General features: G+C 66.1%; 13 protein-coding genes and 1 tRNA gene. 10 read left to right on the forward strand and 4 right to left on the reverse strand.

The genetic code is table 11. The features are described 5' to 3' along the window. Positions 1–43 precede the first annotated feature (43 nt). The 5 genes from HMPREF3227_RS07355 to HMPREF3227_RS07375 all read left to right on the forward strand — a co-directional run bounded on the left by HMPREF3227_RS07355 (position 44) and on the right by HMPREF3227_RS07375 (position 12420). Positions 44–8848: a type I polyketide synthase gene (locus HMPREF3227_RS07355; protein ID WP_231732333.1), complete on the forward strand. Its 8805-nt coding sequence runs from the start codon at positions 44–46 to the stop codon at positions 8846–8848. Between the two features lie 338 nt (positions 8849–9186). Continuing rightward, positions 9187–10170, forward strand: a complete 984-nt coding sequence (locus HMPREF3227_RS07360) for a substrate-binding domain-containing protein (protein ID WP_066511758.1) — start codon at positions 9187–9189, stop codon at positions 10168–10170. Further along, entirely contained in the window at positions 10167–11228 is a 1062-nt protein-coding gene (locus tag HMPREF3227_RS07365) for an ABC transporter permease (protein ID WP_066511761.1), read from the forward strand. The genes HMPREF3227_RS07360 and HMPREF3227_RS07365 overlap by 4 nt, the downstream gene beginning before the upstream one ends. Positions 11229–11232: 4 nt before the next feature. Further along, positions 11233–11991, forward strand: coding sequence for an ATP-binding cassette domain-containing protein (locus HMPREF3227_RS07370; RefSeq protein WP_066491591.1), 759 nt, complete (start codon positions 11233–11235; stop codon positions 11989–11991). A 9-nt stretch (positions 11992–12000) separates the two neighbouring features. Beyond that, positions 12001–12420, forward strand: a complete 420-nt coding sequence (locus tag HMPREF3227_RS07375) for a holo-ACP synthase AcpS (protein WP_066491593.1) — start codon at positions 12001–12003, stop codon at positions 12418–12420. Here the strand turns inward: HMPREF3227_RS07375 and HMPREF3227_RS07380 are convergent. Then, on the reverse strand, positions 12410–13042 hold the full coding sequence (locus HMPREF3227_RS07380; protein WP_066491604.1) for a TetR/AcrR family transcriptional regulator: 633 nt from the start codon (positions 13040–13042) through the stop codon (positions 12410–12412). The two genes, HMPREF3227_RS07375 and HMPREF3227_RS07380, sit on opposite strands and share 11 nt — an antisense overlap. A 6-nt stretch (positions 13043–13048) precedes the next feature. Then, entirely contained in the window at positions 13049–13531 is a 483-nt protein-coding gene (gene bcp / locus HMPREF3227_RS07385; protein ID WP_066491606.1) for a thioredoxin-dependent thiol peroxidase, read from the reverse strand. A gap of 107 nt (positions 13532–13638) precedes the next feature. Here bcp and HMPREF3227_RS07390 point away from each other — a divergent pair, with 107 nt between their 5' ends. Further along, the gene (locus tag HMPREF3227_RS07390; RefSeq protein ID WP_066491608.1) at positions 13639–13914 is read left to right on the forward strand and encodes a DUF3618 domain-containing protein; all 276 of its coding nucleotides are present in this window, start codon (positions 13639–13641) and stop codon (positions 13912–13914) included. On the opposite strand, the gene HMPREF3227_RS07395 is transcribed toward HMPREF3227_RS07390, so the two are convergent. After that, on the reverse strand, positions 13911–14459 hold the full coding sequence (locus tag HMPREF3227_RS07395; protein ID WP_066511844.1) for a nicotinamidase: 549 nt from the start codon (positions 14457–14459) through the stop codon (positions 13911–13913). The genes HMPREF3227_RS07390 and HMPREF3227_RS07395 overlap by 4 nt on opposite strands. A gap of 28 nt (positions 14460–14487) precedes the next feature. Here HMPREF3227_RS07395 and HMPREF3227_RS07400 point away from each other — a divergent pair, with 28 nt between their 5' ends. After that, positions 14488–15768 (forward strand): glutaminase, encoded by a 1281-nt coding sequence (locus HMPREF3227_RS07400; RefSeq protein ID WP_066491610.1) that lies wholly within the window; start codon positions 14488–14490, stop codon positions 15766–15768. A gap of 212 nt (positions 15769–15980) precedes the next feature. On the opposite strand, the gene HMPREF3227_RS07405 is transcribed toward HMPREF3227_RS07400, so the two are convergent. Continuing rightward, positions 15981–16053, reverse strand: a tRNA-Lys gene (locus HMPREF3227_RS07405). Between the two features lie 377 nt (positions 16054–16430). On the opposite strand from HMPREF3227_RS07405, the gene HMPREF3227_RS07410 reads away from it, so the two are divergent. From HMPREF3227_RS07410 to HMPREF3227_RS07420, 3 genes are all read left to right on the forward strand, one after another. After that, entirely contained in the window at positions 16431–17651 is a 1221-nt protein-coding gene (locus tag HMPREF3227_RS07410) for a L,D-transpeptidase (RefSeq protein WP_066491612.1), read from the forward strand. After that, positions 17652–18578: an MsnO8 family LLM class oxidoreductase gene (locus tag HMPREF3227_RS07415; RefSeq protein ID WP_066491620.1), complete on the forward strand. Its 927-nt coding sequence runs from the start codon at positions 17652–17654 to the stop codon at positions 18576–18578. Between the two features lie 269 nt (positions 18579–18847). Further along, complete coding sequence (locus HMPREF3227_RS07420) at positions 18848–19723, forward strand: endonuclease domain-containing protein (protein ID WP_066511767.1); 876 nt, start codon at positions 18848–18850, stop codon at positions 19721–19723. Positions 19724–19729: the final 6 nt, after the last annotated feature.

Genomic DNA, 19729 nt, shown 5'->3' on the forward strand with positions numbered 1-19729 from the left:
CACTGACAAAACTGATCGCAGGACAAGAGGAGCACTTTCCATCGTGAGCTCAATCAACACCGAGTCATTTACCCTGCCCGCCGGCGCGCGTCCCCTCATCGAGCGCCTGGCCGAGGAGCCCTTTGCGCTGGAGTTTTCCGGCCAGGGCTACGCGTGGCTGCCTACCCTGCGTGCGCAGACCGCCGCGCACGCCACGGTGGCAGGCTATGTCACGCAGGCGGCTGCCGTGCTCGAACCGCTCGCCGATGAGCTCGCTCCTTTCTTCCCACACGGCTTCGACCCGCTCACCTGGGCGCGCGAGTCGGCGCCGGGCGACCCGACCGACGCGGCCGTGTCCACGCCGGGCATCCTCGTCACGCAGATCGCCGTGCTGGAGCAGCTTGCGGCGCAGGGCCTGGATATCTCTCGCGCGGTAGCACGACTGGGCCATTCCCAGGGCACCCTTGCCACCTTCGTGGCGGACGGCTCCATGCAGCCGGAGCATGCTATCGCCCTGGCGCAGCTCATTGGTGCGGCGCTCACGCGTACCGCGCGCGCCGAGGGACTCCTGCGTACGGCGGACAACGCCCCGATGCTTTCTGTGAAGGGTGCGACCCGCGCGCAGCTCGAGGCCGCTGGCGCGACGATTGGCCTGCGCAATGGCCACAAGAACTTCGTCATCGTGGGCGCGGACAACACTGCCGTGCGCGCACGGCTGGAGAAGGCCGCGGCGCGCTCTGCCCAGGCGCATGAGAATAAGGAACGCGGTGGCGCCGTGTTCGCGCCGAAGTTCACTGAGCTCGATATTCAGACGGCCTACCACCACGCGTCGCTGGAGGCCGCGGTCACGCAGGTCGTGGCCTGGGCATCTGATCTTGGTCTGGATGCGCAGCTTGCCGAGCGCGGTGCGCGTGTAGTGCTCACCGACACGGTGGACTGGAGTGCAGAAGTTTCCAGCGCCGTCGAGGCCGGTGCTAAGTGGATCCTCGAGTGCGGGCCCGCCGGTGGCGTCGCATCGCTGACCCGCGAGCTTGTCGCGGGCCGCGGCGTGGGCGTCCTCGCCGTCGACTCCGCCGCAGGCCAGGCCGCGCTCTTCGACGCGGGTCGCGCGCCGGAGCTGCCGTCCTCGTGGGAGCGCTTCGCGCCTCGTATTCTTCCGGGGACCGAAGGTCTCCGCGTGTCGACCCGTTTTACCGAGGTCACCGGCTACTCGCCGGTCATGCTCCCGGGCATGACCCCGTCCACCGTGGACCCGGCCATCGTCGCCGCGGCCGCGAACGCCGGCCACTGGGCCGAGCTCGCTGGTGGCGGGCAGACGACGAATGCGTTGCTCGTTTCCAATCTCGAGCGCCTAGAAGAGCTCCTCGAGCCGGGGGTCAACGCCCAGTTCAACGCCATGTACCTCTCTGCCTCGCAGTGGCGCCGCCAGATCTCCGGCGAGCGCGCGGTGCCCAAGGCGCGCGCGAATGGCGCCCCGATTTCCGGCATCATCGTCTCCGCCGGCATCCCGCCGCTCGAGGAGTCCGTCGCGCTCGTGGAGCAGCTCCACGCCGATAACTTCCCGTGGGTGGCCTTCAAGCCGGGCACCGTGCGCCAGATCGAGCAGGTGCTCGCCATCGCTGACGCGGTGGAGACGCCTGTGATCATGCAGGTCGAGGGCGGCCACGCCGGCGGCCACCACTCGTGGGAGGACCTCGATGAGCTCCTCATCGCCACCTACGCCACGATTCGCGAGCGCGACAATGTCATCCTGGCTGTGGGCGGCGGCATCGGCACGCCCGAGCGCGGCGCCGAGTACCTCACCGGTTCGTGGGCAGGCGCCCACGAGATGGCGGACATGCCGGTGGACGCCATCATGGTGGGCACCGCCGCCATGGCGACCCTCGAGTCCACCGCGTCCCCGCAGGTCAAGCAAGCCCTCGTCGACGCGCAGCCCGTCACCGACAATGACGGCTGGGCCGGCGCTGGCCAGGCCCGCGGCGGCATCGCGTCCGGCCGTTCGCAGCTGGGCGCCGATATCCACGAGATCGATAACGCCTGGGCCCGTGCGGGCCGCCTCCTTGACGACGTCGCTGGCGACGCCGAGGCCGTCGCCGCCCGTCGCGACGAGATTATCGCCGCCATCAACACGACGGCCAAGCCCTACTTCGGCGACCTCGAGTCCATGACCTACGAGGAGTGGCTTAACCGCTACCTCGAGCTGTCTTACCGCGGTGAGTGGGCGGATGTCTCTTGGGCCAACCGCTTCGCCCAGATGGTCGCGCGCGTGGAGGCCCGCCTCAATGATGCGGACCACGGTTCCTTCGATGCGCTCGTCACGGTCGGCTCCAACCCGGCCGTTGCTGTTGCAGACCTGCGCGCGGTCTATGATGACAAGCTTGACCTCACGCTCGTGGCTGCCGATGCCGCCTGGTTTATCACTCTGCTCGGCGAGCGCGGCAAGCCCGCTAACTTCGTGCCCGTCATCGACGCGGACGTGCGCCGCTGGTGGCGCCAGGATTCCCTGTGGCAGGCCCACGATGACCGCTACGACGCGGATGGCGTCTCCATCATTCCGGGCACCACCGCCGTTGCTGGCATCACCCGCGTCGACGAGCCGGTGGCCGAGCTCCTCGGCCGCTTCGAGGCCGCCGCTGCTGCCCAGGTTTCTGAAACGGCTACCGTGGCCCCCGCCATCGCCGACGCTCCCTCCGTCAACTGGGTCGGCCGCGAGCAGACCAATCCGTTGCGTGTTACCGCTGAGGTCGAAGGCGTGCACTTCAACGGCTCGACTCTGACGGTTCCGCTCGCCGGTGCCATCAAGGGCGCGGAGCTCAACCTTCACTTCACCGAGCCCACCATTCCGGGTGCCTCGCCGTTGATCACCGAAATCGACGCCGTGAATTCTATGCGCGAGCTCGCCCGCGTCGCCGCCGGCGGTAAGCTGCCGTCCGTGACGGAGGGCACCGCAACCTGGACGGCGGAGCTAACCGCCGAGGATCGCGCATCCTACGAGAACGTCACCGCTGGCTACGCGCCCGGCGAGACCGGCGTGGCTGCCGACATCCTGGTCGGCAAGGCCTGGCCGGCCGTCTTCGCGCTCATCGCCGCCGCTGAGACTCCGGATGGCGCGCCCGTCGTCGAGGGCCTGCTTAACCTCGTCCACCTGAACCACCACCTGGAGCTGCGCCGCGAGCTCCCGAACGCCGCGCAGCTCGACATCACTGCGAAGCTAGGCGACGTCGCCGACACGCAGCTCGGACGTGTCGTCCCCGTCACGGTCGACATCGAGGCCGATGGCGAACTCCTTGCCATCCTCGATGAGCAGTTCGCCATCCGTGGTCGCAAGGGCGGGGACGAAGTCCCGAAGACAGCGGGTGGCGAGCCCGTTGTCGAGAAGACCAAGTCTCACCGTCATCGCCTCGAACTCGACGCGCCGGAGTCCATGCACCCGTTCGCCGTCGTCACGGGCGACCGCAACCCGATCCACGTCTCGGACGCCGCAGCCAAGCTCGCCGGCCTGCCCGGCGTTATCGTCCACGGAATGTGGACCTCCGCTGTGGCCCAGCTCGCCGCCGGATTCGATGGCACGCACCTCGAGTCCTGGGACGCGCAGATGCTCAGCCCCATCCTGCCCGGCGCGCATCTCGTCATCGACGTCGCCCGCACCGCGCTGTCGGCCCGCGGCGGCGAGGTCCGCACCGTGACCGTCAACGTCGACGGCGAGCCCGCGCTCATCGGTACCGCCACGATGGCTGCACCGGTGACCTTCTACGGTTTCCCGGGCCAGGGTATCCAGTCCCCGGGCATGGGTATGGACGCCTTCGCCAACTCGGCTGCGGCCCGCGACGTGTGGGAGCGCGCGGACCGCCACACCCGCGCCAAGCTGGGCTTCTCCATCCTGGAGATCGTGCGCACCAACCCGCAGTCAGTCGTCGTGGCAGGGGAGACCTTCGCTCACCCGGACGGCGTGCTCTATCTCACGCAGTTCACGCAGGTCGCTATGGCGACCCTGGGCTGCGCCCAGATCGCGGAGATGGAGGAAGCCGGCGTGCTCCAGCACCCCGCCTTCTTCGCGGGCCACTCCGTGGGTGAGTACAACGCGCTCGCCGCGTACGCGCAGGTCCTCTCGCTCGAGGCGGTCGTTGACATCGTCTACGCTCGCGGTCTCACCATGCACCGCCTCGTCGAGCGCGACGAGCACGGCGTCTCCAACTATGGCCTGGCGGCCCTGCGCCCCAATAAGATGGGCATCTCCGCCGAGGACGTCTTCTCGCACGTCGCCGCCATCGCGGAGCAGACCGGCGAGTTCTTGGAAATCGTCAACTACAACATTGCTGGCGTCCAGTACGCCGTCGCCGGCACCAAGGCTGGGCTCGCTGCGCTCGCTCAGGACGCAGAACGACGCGCCCCGGGCACGCGGGCCTTCATCCAGATTCCGGGCATCGACGTGCCGTTCCACTCCTCGCACCTGTTGAACGGCGTTCCGGCCTTCCGCGCGCACCTCGACTCGCTCATCCCGGCTGACGTGGACCTCGACGTCCTCGTCGACCGCTACATTCCGAACCTCGTCGCGCGCCCCTTCGAGCTCACTCGCGAGTTCGTCGATTCCATGCTCAGCGTCGTGGAATCCGAGATCCTTGCCGGCATCCGCGCGGACTTCGACTCCGCCATGGAGGACCCGGTGAAGCTCGGTCGCACCCTTCTCATCGAGCTGCTGGCCTGGCAGTTCGCCTCGCCCGTGCGCTGGATCGAGACCCAAGACCTGCTGCTCACGGGCCTGGGCGTCGAGCGCTTCGTCGAGGTCGGCGTTGGTTCCTCGCCGACGCTCGCCAACATGCTGGGCCAGACCCTGCGCCTGCCGCAGTATGCGGAGTCCACCATCGAGGTCCTCAACATCGAGCGCGACCGCCCTAAGGCCTTCGCCGAGGATGCTGCCGATGCCCCCGCTGCTCCCGTCGCAGAGCCCACTGAGGAAGCTCCCGCCGAGGAGACCTCGGCTCCGGCCGCCGCTCCGGCAGCAGCGCCTGCCCCGGTCTCCGCTGCTCCCGCGGGCGCAGCCGCGCCGGCGGACAAAGCCTTTTGCGTCGCCGATGCCGTGGAGATGCTCGTCGCCGTGTGGACCAAGGTTCGCCCGGACCAGATGGGCGCCACGGATACCATCGAGGCTCTCGTTGAGGGCGTGTCCTCCCGCCGCAACCAGTTGCTGCTCGACCTCGGCGTCGAGTTCGGCCTCGGCGCCATCGAAGGCGCTGCCGATGCCCCGCTCGACGACCTCAAGCAGACCGTCGCCGGCATGGCCAAGGGCTACTCCGCCTTCGGCCCGGTGCTCGCCGACCAGGTTGCGGATACCCTGCGTCGTCTCACCGGCCCGGCGGGCAAGAAGCCGTCCTACATTGCGGAACGCGTCACCGGTCCGTGGGGTCTGGGCTCCGGCTGGGTTGACCGCGTGACCGCCGAGATCGTTCTCGGCGCGCGCGAGGGCGCCTCCCTGCGCGGCGGCGACCTTGCCACTCTGCCCACGGCTGCGGCCAACGCTGCGGCGCTCGACGACCTCATCGATGACGCTGTGCGCGCCGCCGGCCAGAAGGTCGGCCTCGACATCGCTATGCCGTCTGCCGGCGGTGCCGCCGGTGGCGTTGTCGACTCCGCTGCCCTCGACGAGTTCGCCGGCCAGATGAATGGCGCTCTCATCGAGACCGCCCGCACGCTGCTCGCCAAGCTCGGCGTCGAGCGGGCCACCACGGACTTTACCGATGCTCCAGATGAGCTCGCGGAGCTTGTGGCCAATGAGCTCGGCTCCGACTGGCCGCGCCTCGTGGCACCGGCCTTTGATGCTGACAAGGCCGTCCTTCTCGACGACCGTTGGGCCTCCGCCCGCGAGGACCTTGCGCGGGTCGCGAACGGCGAGGAGCTCCAGGTCGACGTCACGGGCGCCGGCGAAGAGGTTGCACAGATCGCGGATTACCTGGGGCTTGAAGAACACGCCATCGCCGCGCGTACCACCGTGGCCCTGGAGCACGCGAACGATATCGCGGTCGTCACCGGCGGTTCGCCGCGCTCCATCGCAGCGAGCGTCATCGGCGAACTGCTCCACGCAGGTGCCACCGTCGTCGCGACCACCTCGCGCCTGAACCATGAGCGCCTGGAGTTCTACAAGGAGCTCTACCGGACCCACGCCCGCGGCCGCGCCGCACTGTGGGTCGCCCCGGCGAACCTGAGCTCCTTCGCGGACCTCGACGCCTTCATCGACTGGGTCGGCCATGAGCAGACCGCGACCGTCAATGGTAAGTCCACGCTGCTTAAGCCGGCGCTCATCCCGACGCTGCTCTTCCCGTTCGCGGCTCCGCGCGTCCAGGGCACCCTCGCCGATGCCGGCGCTGCCGCCGAGTCCCAGATGCGTCTGCTGCTGTGGTCCGTGGAGAAGCTCATCGCGGGTCTCTCCGCGCTTGGCGCCGACACCCACGTGGGCCAGCGCCTGCACGTCGTCCTGCCGGGCAGCCCGAACCGCGGCCGCTTCGGTGGCGACGGCGCCTACGGCGAGGCCAAGGCTGCACTCGACGCGCTCGTGACCCGCTGGAAGTCCGAGCCCGTCTGGGGCGAGCGCACCTCGATCACCCACGCCCACATCGGCTGGGTCCGCGGCACGGGCCTGATGGGCGGCAACGACCCGATGGTCGAGCTCGTCGAGGCCAAGGGCGTGACCACCTACTCCACCGAGGAGATGGCCGCCAAGCTCGTGGGCGAGGGCACCAACGCCGAGACCCGCGCCCAGGCCCTCGAAGCACCCGTCACGCTGGACTTCACCGGCGGCCTGGGCGGCGCAGACCTCAATCTGCCGGAACTCGCGCGCCAGGCGGCGGCGAAGGCCGACGCGTCTGCGGAGACGGAGTCTCTCACTGCGCCAGTCACCGTGCGCGCGCTGCCGAGCCCGCGCCAGCCCATCGCGTGGACGCAGCCGGACTTCTCCGGCGTGACGACGAACCTCGAGGACATGGTCGTCATCGTCGGCGCCGGCGAGCTGGGCCCGGTGGGCTCCTCGCGCACGCGCTACGAGGTCGAGCTCACCGGCGATCTCACCGCGGCGGGCGTGCTCGAACTCGCCTGGACCACGGGCCTTATCAAGTGGGACGAGACCAACCGCACGTGGATGGCCGGCGACGAGGCCATCGCGGAGGAAGACATCTACGAGCGCTTCCACGATGAGGTCCTCGCGAACGTGGGCGTCCGCCGCTACCACGATGACTTCGGCCCGCACATGCCGATGGTCGACAACCTCGCGCCGGAGCTCACCACTATCTACCTCGAGCGCGACATGACGTTCGCGGTCGCCGACGAGGCCACGGCCAAGTCCTTCGTCGACGAGGTCGAGGGCGCGTCCGCGTACTTCGACGGCGAGGAATGGCAGGTCACCCGCCCGAAGGGTTCGCCGGTACGCGTGCCGCGTCGCGTCGCCATGTCGCGCTACGTCGGCGGGCAGGTGCCGAAGGGCTTCGACCCGGCTGTCTACGGCATCCCGGCGGACATGATCGATAACCTCGATCGCGTCGCGCTGTGGAACATTGTGTGCACCGTCGACGCGTTCCTCTCCGCGGGCTTCAGCCCGGCCGAGCTGCTTAGCATGGTCCACCCGGCGCGCGTGTCCTCCACGCAGGGCACCGGCATGGGAGGCATGGCGTCGCTGCGCTCGCTCTACGTGGACAAACTGCTCGCGCAATCGCGACCGAACGACATCCTGCAGGAGGCGCTGCCTAACGTCGTCGCCGCGCACGTCATGCAGTCCTACGTCGGCGGCTACGGCCAGATGATCCACCCGGTCGCCGCGTGTGCGACCGCAGCGGTCTCCGTCGAGGAGGCCATGGATAAGCTGCGCCTGGGCAAGGCGGACTTCGTGGTTGCCGGTGGTATCGACGACCTCTCCATCGAAGGCATCACCGGCTTCGGCGACATGGCCGCCACCGCGGATTCCGCGGAGATGGACGCCAAAGGCATCGACCACACGTACTTCTCGCGTGCGAACGACCGTCGTCGCGGCGGTTTCATCGAGTCCGAGGGTGGCGGCACTCTGCTGCTGGCCCGCGGCTCCTTCGCCGCGGAACACGGCCTGCCGGTCCTGGGCGTCGTCGCGTTTGCCGAGTCCTTCGCGGACGGTGCGCACACCTCCATCCCGGCTCCTGGCCTGGGCGCGCTCTCCGCTGCTCGCGGCGGCGTGAACTCCCGCCTGGCGGTGGCGCTGCGCGAGCACGGCGTGACCCCGGACGAGGTGTCCATCATTTCTAAGCACGATACCTCGACGAACGCGAACGACCCGAACGAGTCGGACCTGCACGAGCGCATCGCTGCCTCGATGGGCCGCGCGGAGGGCAACCCGCTGTACGTCATCTCGCAGAAGTCGCTCACCGGTCACGCAAAGGGTGGTGCCGCGGCCTTCCAGCTCGTCGGCCTTACCCAGGTCCTGCGCGAGGGTATTCTCCCGCCGAACCGCTCGCTTGACTGCGTGGATCCGGCGCTGCGTCAGTACAGCCACCTCACCTGGCTGCGTCGTCCGCTTGACCTGCGCTCCGCGGCGCCGAAGGCGGGGCTGGTGACCTCCCTGGGCTTCGGCCACGTCTCGGCGCTCATTGCAGTCGTTCACCCCGGCGCGTTCCTTGCGGCACTCGCCGAAACCTGCAGCAACGCCGCGGCGCAGTGGCAGGAGGCCGCTCATGCTCGCGAGGCCGCCGGCCTTGCCCGCTACGATGCCGCCATGCACGGCGGGGCCGCTCTCTTCGAGCGTCCCGTAGACCGCAACTTGGGTGGCAACGGCGATGCCGTCAAGGACCGCGAGGTTGCCGTCCTCCTCGACGAGAACGCGCGCCTCGTGGACGGCGTGCTCACGCCGGGCTCTTAAGTTCCTTGCGAAAATCTCCTCCCGCGTTGATGCGGCGAGAGGATTTTTGGCAGCAACTGTCTTGTTCCTTGCGAAAATCTCCTCCCGCGTTGCTCGCAGGAGGAGATTTTCGCAATCAACGGCGGAGGGCAGGGTGTGAGGGCCTTGTTGGGCGAAAATGCGCACGGGCACAGGCGAGGAGTGAACCGACCCATCTTTTAAAGAACACGCCGTCATGAGACGGGGCCGCGAATGGGGGTACAAGAGCGTAGGAAAAGCGCAGGCGGTGTGCGCTTGAACGATAAAGGTGCAGGTCATCGGGGTTGAGCTGGGGGAGTGGGGTGGGGCACGATACTCGAATGAGAAAGATGTGGAAGGCTTGGGCGACCGTTGTGACGGTCGCGGCGTTGGCGGGATGCTCGGCGACGGGTGGTGCGCCACGCAAGGATGCGGGCGTTGGAATGGCCGGTGGTGTCGACACGCCGCGGCTCACGGTCGCGATGGTCTCGCACGGCGCGCCGGGCGATACGTACTGGGACCTCGTGCGCAAGGGCGCGGAGGACGCGGCGCAGAAGGACAATATCGAGCTGCGCTACTCTTCGGACCCGCAGGCGCCGAACCAGGCGAACCTCGTGCAGTCCGCGATTGACGCGGGCGTCGATGGTATCGCGGTGACCATGCCGAATGCGCAGGCCATCGGGCCGGTCGCGCAGAAGGCCGTAGACGCGGGGATTCCGACCGTGGGCCTGAACGCGGGCATGGATGAGTACGAAAAGTACGGCATGAGCGCGTTCTTCGGCCAAGACGAGTCCGTCGCCGGTGAGAAGGCTGGCGAGAAGCTCAAGGGTGAGGGCGCGAAGCACACGCTGTGCGTCATCCACGAGCAGGGCAACTCCTCGCAGGAGGCGCGCTGCGCGGGCGTGAAGAAGGGCTCGGGCGCCAACGTGGAGCTGCTCTACGTCAACGGCCAGGACCTCACGGCGGCGCAGTCGACGCTGCAGGCGAAGCTGGCGCAGGACAAGAGCATTGATTGGGTCATGGCGCTGCAGGCCCCGGTGGCGTTGCGGGCTGTGGACGCGGTGAGGGACGCGGGCTCGCAGGCGAAGATCGCCACGTTTGATACGAACGCGGAGCTCGTCGGTGCCATCCAGGACGGCACCGTCGCCTGGGCCGTGGACCAGCAGCCGTACATGCAGGGCTACATGGCAGTCGATGCCCTGTGGCTGGCAAAGCGCAATGGCTCGACGCTCGGCGGCGGGCAGCCGGTCTACACAGGCCCGAGTTTCGTCGATGCCGAGAACGTCGACGCTATCGCCGAGTCCGCTAAGGAGGGCCTGCGATGAGTATCGCCGTGACAGAAGCAGACATCACCGCGCCGGAGACGGTGGGGGATGAACGCGTGCGGGAGCGAGGGGGCATCGGAAGGCTGGTGCGCCGCCCGGAGATGGCGAGCGTGCTCGGCGCGGTGGTCATCTTCGCGCTGTTTATGATAGTCGCGCCGGCGTTCCGGTCGCTCGAGGCGTTCTCGACGGTGCTCTACTCGAGCTCGACGCTGGGGATTGTGGCGCTCGCCGTGGGCCTGCTCATGATTGGTGACGAGTTTGACCTGTCGAGCGGTGTCGCGGTGACAACCTCGGCGCTCGTGGCGACGATGCTCAATTACAACCTGCACCTCAACTCGTGGGTCGGTGCGGGGCTGTCGCTGCTCGTGGCGCTGGGGATTGGTGCCCTGAACGGATACCTCGTGGTGCGCACAAAGATCGCGAGCTTCCTCATCACGCTGGCGGCGTTCCTCGTGCTCCAAGGCCTGAACCTGGCGGTGACGAAGCTGGTCACCGGCCAGGTGGCGACGCCGACGATTGCGGATATGGAAGGCTTTCCGTCCGCGCAGGTCGTCTTTGCGGGCACGATTCACATCGGTGGACTGAGTATCCGCGCGACGGTGATGTGGTGGATCTTCTTCGTCGCCGTGGCGTCCTTCTTGCTCTATAAGACGAAGTTCGGCAACTGGATCTTTGCGGTGGGCGGCAACGCGGACGCGGCGCGCGCCGTGGGCGTGCCCGTCAAGCGCGTGAAGATTATCTTGTTCATGTTCGTCGGCTTCGCGGCGTGGTTCGTGGGCATGCATACGCTCTTCGCGTTCGACTCCATTCAGGCGGGCCAGGGTATCGGCAATGAGTTCTTGTACATCATTGCGGCGGTCATCGGCGGCTGCGCGATGACGGGCGGCCGGGGCACGGCGGTGGGCACGGCGATCGGTGCGCTCATCTTCGGCATGACCAACCAGGGCATCGTCTACGCCGGCTGGAACCCGGACTGGTTCAAGGCCTTCCTCGGCGCCATGCTGTTGTGGGCGGTGCTCACGAACACCGGATTTACGAGCTGGGCGAAGAGGAGCTAGGAAGATGACAATTTTTGAAGCGCGGGATATCGCGCAGCAGTTTGGCAATTTTCAGGCTCTTTCCGATGTGTCGTTGCGGCTGGAGTCCGGCCAGGTGACATGCGTGCTGGGCGATAACGGCGCGGGTAAGTCGACGCTCATCAAGATTCTGTCGGGCTTGCAGCGTCCGACCGCGGGATCGTTGGCGCTGGACGATGCTGAGGTTTCTTTCACCAGCCCGCGAGACGCCCTCGACCACGGTATCGCGACGGTCTACCAGGACTTGGCGCTCGTGCCGTCCATGCCGGTGTGGCGCAATTTCTTTGTGGGGCAGGAGCTCACAGGAGCCTTCGGCCGGCTGAAGGAAGCCGAGATGCGACGGATTACCTCGGAGCAGCTTCAGGAGATGGGCATCGATCTGCCGGATGTGGGCGTGGACCTGGAGGCGCTCTCCGGCGGCCAACGCCAGGTCGTGGCGATTGCACGTGCCATCTACTTCGGCGCGGAGTTCCTTGTGCTCGACGAGCCGACCGCAGCATTGGGCGTGAAGCAATCCGGGATGGTGCTGCGGTTTATCGCGGCGGCGCGCGATCGCGGGATGGGTGTTGTGTTCATTACGCACAACCCACACCACGCGCACCTGGTGGGCGACCACTTTGTGGTGCTCAACCTGGGGCGGATGGTCCTCGACGCGGCGCGCAAGGATGTCACGCGTGAGGAACTCACCCGCTGGATGTCCGGCGGGGCGGAGCTGGAGGTGCTCGAGCACGAGCTCGCCCGCTAGTCTGAAGACATGTTCTCCGTCGGCACAGACCTCGTCCACATCCCCGGTTTTGCGGAGCAACTCGCGCGGCCGGGCACGCGATTTACGGGTGTGTTTTCCGCGGCGGAACTGCGCCTGGCCACGCAGCGTTTCGGGAGCGGATCGGCGCGTCAGGCCGAGCACCTGGCCGGTCGCTGGGCCGCGAAGGAAGCATTCATCAAAGCCTGGTCGCAGGCGCTCTACGGGCGCCCGCCGGTCATCGCACCGGACGACGTGGACTTCGCTGAGATCGAAGTTCGCGCGGACGCATGGGGACGCGTCGGCCTTGAGCTGCGCGGCGCAGTGAAAGACGCCGTGGACGAATCGCTGGGGCAGTGGACTGCGTCCCTGAGCATCAGCCATGATGGGGATTACGCGACGGCCACGGTGCTGCTTGTCGCTAACTCGTAGCGACCGCAAAGAGGTAGGCGACGAGCATGCGCTTGATCTCCGCGACGACGTGGTCGAAGTTTTCCTCTGGGCCAGAAACGGCGTAGTTGAGCAAGGAGACGACGGTGTGCACGAGGAAGCCGGCGAGCTCGATGCGCTGCTCATAGGGGGAATCGGGAGCAAGCGGCGCGAGGATATCGGCGAGGGGCTCGAGCATCTCGCGCTCGGTCGCGGCCGCGGTAGCACGGGTGGCCGGCGTGGATTGGACGGCGTGCCACACGGCGCGGCGGGAGGGGTCCTCGCGCCACATGCGCGCGAGGTGGTCGATGAACTCGTCTAGGAAGTCCGGCCACTGGAGGGCAGGGACGTGCTCCGAAAAGGAACGGATCTCCTCGAGGTTCGCCGCGGTGTCTTGGCGGTCGAGCTCACAGATGAGCACGTACTTGTTGGCGAAGAACTGGTAGAGCGTGCCGATGGGTACTTCGGCGCGCCGGGAGACCTCGTCGAAAGTGAAAGACTCGAAGCCGGCCTCGATGAGCACCGCGCGCGCCTCTTTGAGGATCCGCTCAAAGCGCGCGCGGCTGCGGGCTTGAGCGGGGCGGCGGCGCGGGACGAGGAGCTCGGCGTCGGAGGAACTGATCATAAAACGCTAGTCGAGCTCTTTGAGAATACGCGCGACGTGGCCGGTGGCCTTGACGTTGTACTTGGCCAGACCGATGGTGCCATCCGGCTCGACGAGGAAGGTGGAGCGGATAACGCCCTGGATGACCTTGCCGTAGTTCTTCTTCTCTCCAAACGCGCCGTAGGCCGTAAGCGTCTCCTTCTCCGGATCGGACAGCAGCGGGAAGTTGAGGTCGTGGTCCGCGCGGAACTTGGCCAGGGCCTCCGGCTTATCAGGGGAGATGCCCACGATAGCCACGTCAGAACCGTTGAGCTGCTCGAAGGCGTCGCGGAAGTCGCAGGCCTCGGTGGTGCAGCCGGGCGTATTCGCGCGCGGGTAGAAGTAGACGAGTACGCGCTGGCCCGCGAAGTCGGACAAGGAGACCGTGTTGCCCTTGTCGTCGCTCAGGGAAAAGGCGGGGGCGGTGTCGCCCTCAGAAAGTCGAATCTGCTCAGTACTCTTCTCAGTCATGTATCCCACCATACCGCGTAGGAGTGAGCAGCCTATCACAGCACGCAGACGCGCTGTGCGCTAGTGTGGGGAGAGCAAAAACTTAGGCGAAACTTGAGGAGTACACCATGGCACGCAGCACCGATGACATCCAGCGCGATATCGAGCGCACCCGCCGCCAGCTGGCCGGCACCCTGGACGAGCTGACGAACCGCACGAAGCCGCAGAACTTCGTTAACGACGCAAAGGTACAGGCCACCAGCAAGCTGCAGGAGCCGCAGACCCAGAAGGTCCTCGCCGGCGTCGCCGTAGCTGTCGTTGGCCTTATCGCCCTGGGCGTTGCCCGTTCGCGCCGCCGTTCCAACGACATCAAGGAGCTGCAGAAGCTCCTCGCGCAGCGTTAAATTACTTCAGCGCCGCCCTCTGCCAACTCGGTGAGGGCGGCGTTTCCGCGTTTTTCATCCACCGGCGAGCACAACTCCCGCAGTACCCGCACCTCAAAGCCCGCCTTCAGCGCGTCGAGCGCCGTGGCGCGCACACAATGGTCCGTCGCAATTCCGCAGACGTCGAGCTTTCCGATGCCCCGTTCCCGCAGCCAGGCTTCCAGCCCCACCCCCGAGCCATCACCGTTCGTGTCGGCCTCGAACCCTGAATACGCCGCGGTGTAGGCGCCCTTTTTAAAGGCGGCATCGGCAGGCTGGAGCGCCGGGTGAAGCTCGGCGCCGGGGGAACCGGCGACGCAGTGGACGGGCCACGTGTCGATGAAGTCTGGCTCGTCTGCGAAGTGCCCGGCTGGGTCGATATGCCAGTCCTGGGTTGTGACCACCATGTCATAGGTGCCCTGCAGAGCAGCGATTTTCTCGGCGATCTCGTCGCCGCGGGCGGTGCCCAGCGCGCCGTCGGGGCAGAAGTCATGTTGGACGTCGACAATCACGAGTGCACTCTTCATGGCGCATAAGTCTATATGCTGGGCAGGCATGAAGACGCCGATTCCGTATTACCTGGGCCAGATTCTCGAGTCAGTCCGCGACGAGGACGGGGGAGAGGTCGCTGACTACATCCCGGAGCTTGCCAACGCCGACCCAAACAAGCTCGCCGTGGCGCTGTGCTCGTCTACCGGGCACGTCTACTCGGCGGGCGATGCGGAGCATGAATTTTCCATTCAGTCCATCTCTAAGCCCTTCGTCTATGCGCTGGCGCTCCAGGAGCTGGGACTCGATGCCGTGCGTGACGTCGTGGGCATGGAGCCCTCCGGCGAGGCCTTCAACGAGCTCTCGCTGGGCCGCGACTACCGCCCCGTCAACCCGCTCATCAACGCGGGCGCCATCGCGGTCAATCAGCTCATCAACGGCGTCGACTCCTCCGTCGAGGACCGCAACGCGCGCCTCAACGAGTACTTCTCCCGCCTCGCCGGCCGGGACCTCTCCGTCGACGCTGGTGTCGCCGACTCGGAGCTCAACCACGCCGACCGCAACCTCTCGCTCGCGCACATGCTGCGCAACTACGACATCATCAAGGATGACGCGCACGACGCCGTCCTCTCGTATACGCACCAGTGCGCCATCCGTGTGGACGTGCGTGACTTGGCCGTCATGTCCGCGACGCTCGCCAACGGCGGCCGCCAGCCCGTGACGGGCGACAAGATCCTCGACGCGGACGTCTGCCGCCTCACGCTCGCCGTGATGAGCTCCTGCGGCATGTACGACGGCGCCGGCCGCTGGATGGCCGAGGTCGGCATTCCCGCCAAGTCTGGCGTCGCCGGCGGCCTGTTGGGTACCCTGCCCGGCCAGCTCGGCGTGGCGACCTTCTCGCCCCGTCTCAATGAGTCCGGCAACTCCGTGCGCGGCGTCGAGGCCTTCAAGCTGCTCTCCTCAGACATGGGCCTGCACCTTATGAGCACGGACAACCGCGTGGGTACCCACCCCATCCGCTCCAAAGAGGAAGACGAGGACCACGCCGTTATTCACCTCCAAGGCCACATCAACTTCTCCGCCGCCGAGGCCATCCTCTACGAGCTCCAGGGCTACGACCTCGACGCGTGCCGCGTGGCCCTCGATATCTCCCAAGTCCCCAGCCTCAACCGCGTGGGCCGCCGCATGCTCAAAGAAGGCCTCCGCCGCCTGCGCGAGGGCGGCAACGAGATCGCCGTCATCGACCCCGACGGCACCCTCACCGACCGCGAGCTTTCCGATGGCACCGTCGTCCCTCTCGCAGACGCCGAGGACTATCACATCAACGGCGAGGACGTCCGCGATTAAGCCCTGGCTCCGTGTCCTGCGGTGACCTGCTCTTACCTTACGAGACGCCCACGCGAATATCGGGCGCGTGAGAGCCTATCTTCGCCTAGAATCGCTCGCAACGCGCCCGAAAACGACGTGCCAGCGCCGTAAGTCCCGCAGCGACGCGGAGCTCCCCTCAGGGCGGGCGGGAAAACGCAAAATCCCGCCGGGCGAACCCGGCGGGAAGATTGTGCGCCATCAGGGACTTGAACCCCGAACCCACTGATTAAGAGTCAGTTGCTCTGCCAATTGAGCTAATGGCGCTCACGTTGTCCGTCTGGGCTGTGCGCCCTGCCGTGCAACGAGAAATAACTTTAACCCGCGTTGGCTTGGATGTAAAATCGCCTGGTAGGCACTGCTTTTTACCCCTGTTCTATCGTCCGAGTCTAGCGCGAAAATGTGGGAAGCGTGCCTCGGCCTCTCGCGGTGGGGCGCTCTCTAGGTGCTCCGTACGCCGGTGGCCGTCGGTGATTAAAGGTGTGATGTGCCCGAATTTAAATCGGTGCCAACGCGGGCGATCGCCGCGGCGCAGTGGGCCATTGTGCTGCCGCGCCACTCCGAGAATTGGGTTAGCAATTTAAGAAATTTCACATTAGGATATTGCGCGTATGTCTGCCCCCTTATCACTTAAGGCTTGAACCGTGACAATTCCTCGCCGTCTGTCGGTCATTGCTACCCTGACCGTTGCCTCTATTTCCCTCGCTGCCTGCTCGTCCGCTGGTAACGGCGAAGACACCTCCCCCGTTGCGGAAGTTTCTTCCGTGGCCAATGAAGCTCATGACGCCGCCGCATCCTCGGCTGCACAGGCTGCTAAGAAAGCGCCTAAGTTCTCCGTGAAGAACAATGCGACGGGCGTCTCCGTCACGAAGCCCACTACCGTGACCTCGGACGAAGGCGACGGCCTCGCTAAGGTCACCATGACTAATGAATCCGGCGGCGCCGTGGAAGGCGAGTTCTCCGAAGATAAGCAGACCTGGTCCACGACGGAGGTCCTCGGCTACGGCCGTACCTACACCGTCACGGCGAAGGACAAGAATGGCAAGTCGAAGACCATCACGTTCACCACGGATAGCCCGGCGTATACGACGGGCGTGGGGCTGAGCCCGCTGCCGGATTCCACTGTGGGCGTGGGGCAGACCATCGGCTTTAATTTCTCGTCCGCCCCGCAAGACCGCCAGGCAGTTCAGGACGCTATCGAGATTGAAACCTCCCCGCACGTGGATGGCGCTTTCTACTGGCTGAGCCCCACGGTCCTGCGCTGGCGTCCGCAGAAGTTCTGGGAGCCGGGCACGCAGGTCAAGGTGAAGGCCAACATCTACGGCCTCGACATGGGCGGCGGACTCTTCGGCGACGCGGACAACGAAACGAACTTCACGATTGGTGACCGCACGGTCTCCATCGTCGATGACAACACGAAGACCATGCAGATCTGGAAGAACAAGAAGCTCATCAAGACCATGCCGGTCTCCCTGGGCCTCGAGGTTCCTGGCCGCGTGACCCCCAACGGTTGGTACACGGTGGGCGACCAGTATGACCAGCTCATGATGGACTCCACCACCTACGGCCTGGCTCTCGACGCCGGCGGCTACCAGACCATGGTGGACGACGCGACGCAGCTGTCCTACTCGGGCATCTACGTCCACTCCGCCCCGTGGTCCGTGTGGGCACAGGGAAGCCAGAACACCTCGCACGGTTGCATCAACGTCTCCCCGGAAAACGCTCAGTGGTACCTGGATAACGTCAAGCGCGGCGACGTGGTCTATGTCAAGCACACCTCCGGTGGCATCCTGCCTGCCACGGATGGCTTGGGCGACTGGAACATGGGCTGGGACGAGTGGTCCGCAGGTAACGCGGAGCAGTAAATGCGTTTCTCTGTCCTCGACCGTGCCGACCGTGCGACCGGCGAGGGCTTTCCGGACGTCGTGGGTCATGCCCGCCACGTCGAGCGCCTCGGCTTCGAGCGCTTCCTCGTAGCTGAGCACCACGGCGTGCCCGGTATTCCCGCGGGCCAGCCCGCGCTGCTTGCTGCCCACGTCGCGGCGCACACGCAACGTATTCGTGTCGGCACCGGTGGCATCATGGTGCTCAATCACGCGCCTTTCATCGTCGCGGAGCAAATCCGCCTGTTGGAGACCCTCTACCCGGGCCGCATCGACATCGGCCTCGGCTCCTCGGTCGGCTTTACCGCGCCCATCCGCGAGGCCCTCGGCTCGCGCCCCAAGGAGCGCTTTGAGGCCCACCTCGGCGAGCTCCTCGCCCTCCTGGACGGCACTCCTCCCACGCCCCAGCCTGCCGATGCCCCCACACCCTCACTCTTCCTCCTCGCCGGCTTCCGCTCCGCTTTGACGGCCGCCCGCTTCGGCCTTGGCGTCATCCTGGGCGGGCCCGTCCACACCCAGGAGGCCGCGGCGAAGGCCTACCGCGAGAACTTCGCGCCCGGCGTTCTCGACGCGCCGCACGTGATCTCCTCGCTCAATATCGCGGTGGCTGATACGGAAGACGATGCCCGCGCGCTTCTCCTTCCTGAGGCCGTCGCGAAATCCCTCTCTCTATCTACAGGTGAGTTCCCCTCGCTCGATCCGCGTCCGGACCTCGAAATGCTCACAGCCCAGCAACGCCGCCGCGTCACCGAAGCCCAAGCCCACGACGTCTTCGGCACCCCACGCGTCGTCCGCGACCGCCTCCATGCCATTGCGCAGACCCTCGGCGTCGACGAATTCCTCGTCACCGGTGACATGCCCGACCGTCCCGGCCGCGCCCGCAGTGAGGAACTCCTCGCACAGCTCTAACCTCGCATAGACCAGCCTCGGGCACGTCTTTTTTTGTCCCGTTTGCTCTCCCCGTGAACCTCATTCAGGACGTAGGGACAAGGAAACCCCACAGGCAGGCGTTTGCATCCTGCGGAGGTCCGGCGGTCTCCAGCGACTGTCTTTTCTTGTCCCGTTTGTCCTCCCCGCGCCCCTCGTGCCGGAAGCAGGGACGAGAAAACTTCTGCCCTGCGCGAGGTGGGATTGTCCGCTAATCTGTGGGCAACAAGGAATGAAGGGGGGAGAGTTCCATGGGGGATCTCGTCGCGACCGGTGCGAGTCCGCGGGAATTGAGAGCGGCAGCGCAGAAGAATCACGTCATCAAAATCTGTCACGGCTTGTACGTCACCAGGCGGCCGACGGCACACGAGCTCTGGGCTATCGTGAGCACTCGGTGGCCGCGGGCGGCGCTGACCGGAGAGACTGCAGTGCAGGTCTTCTTGGGTGAAGAGCTCACCTTTCCGCTGGAGATAGCTGTGCCTAGTTCCATGCCGCGGTCTATGTGGTGGAACGTTCGTCGGCGTAAAGGTGCAGCCGTGGTGAACGTGAACGGCCTGCGCGTCGTGTGTCCTGCGCAGGTCATTGAACACCTTGCCGACGATGAGCGGGCCGTGCAGCTCCTTGAACACCGGTATTCGGGTAGGAACGGCAAAGAATTCCTCGATACCGAGCTTCAGGACGTCCCCAAACTTCCGCACCGCACGCGAAGGTTGCTTGTGCAGGCTGCGATCGGGGCCGATTCCGTACCCGAGCGCACCGTGGCTCGAGCATTGAAAGAGAAAGGATTCCATGTCGAGTCCAATTTCATCATCGGGCCCTACCGTTGGGACATTGTCCTCCCGAAGGAGAGGATTGCGGTGGAGATTGACGGCTATGAGTTTCATATCGACAAGAAGCCTTTTGTGCGCGACCGGTGGAAGAACAATGACGCCGTTCTACGTGGCTGGCTTACGCTGCGCTACAGCGGGATGTGCGTTACTCACCATCCGAGTTATGTCATTGAGCAAATAGCCACTGCCCGTAAACCGAATTTATCCTCAGCTTGGCATTCGTTTGTGGGGCGCTGGCACCGACTCTGGAACAATATTACGCATTTCGATCCATGGGATGCGCCGCCGGTTCATTAGCTAGGC

The sequence above is a fragment of the Corynebacterium sp. CMW7794 genome (assembly GCF_001563605.1).
Taxonomy (GTDB): domain Bacteria; phylum Actinomycetota; class Actinomycetes; order Mycobacteriales; family Mycobacteriaceae; genus Corynebacterium; species Corynebacterium phoceense.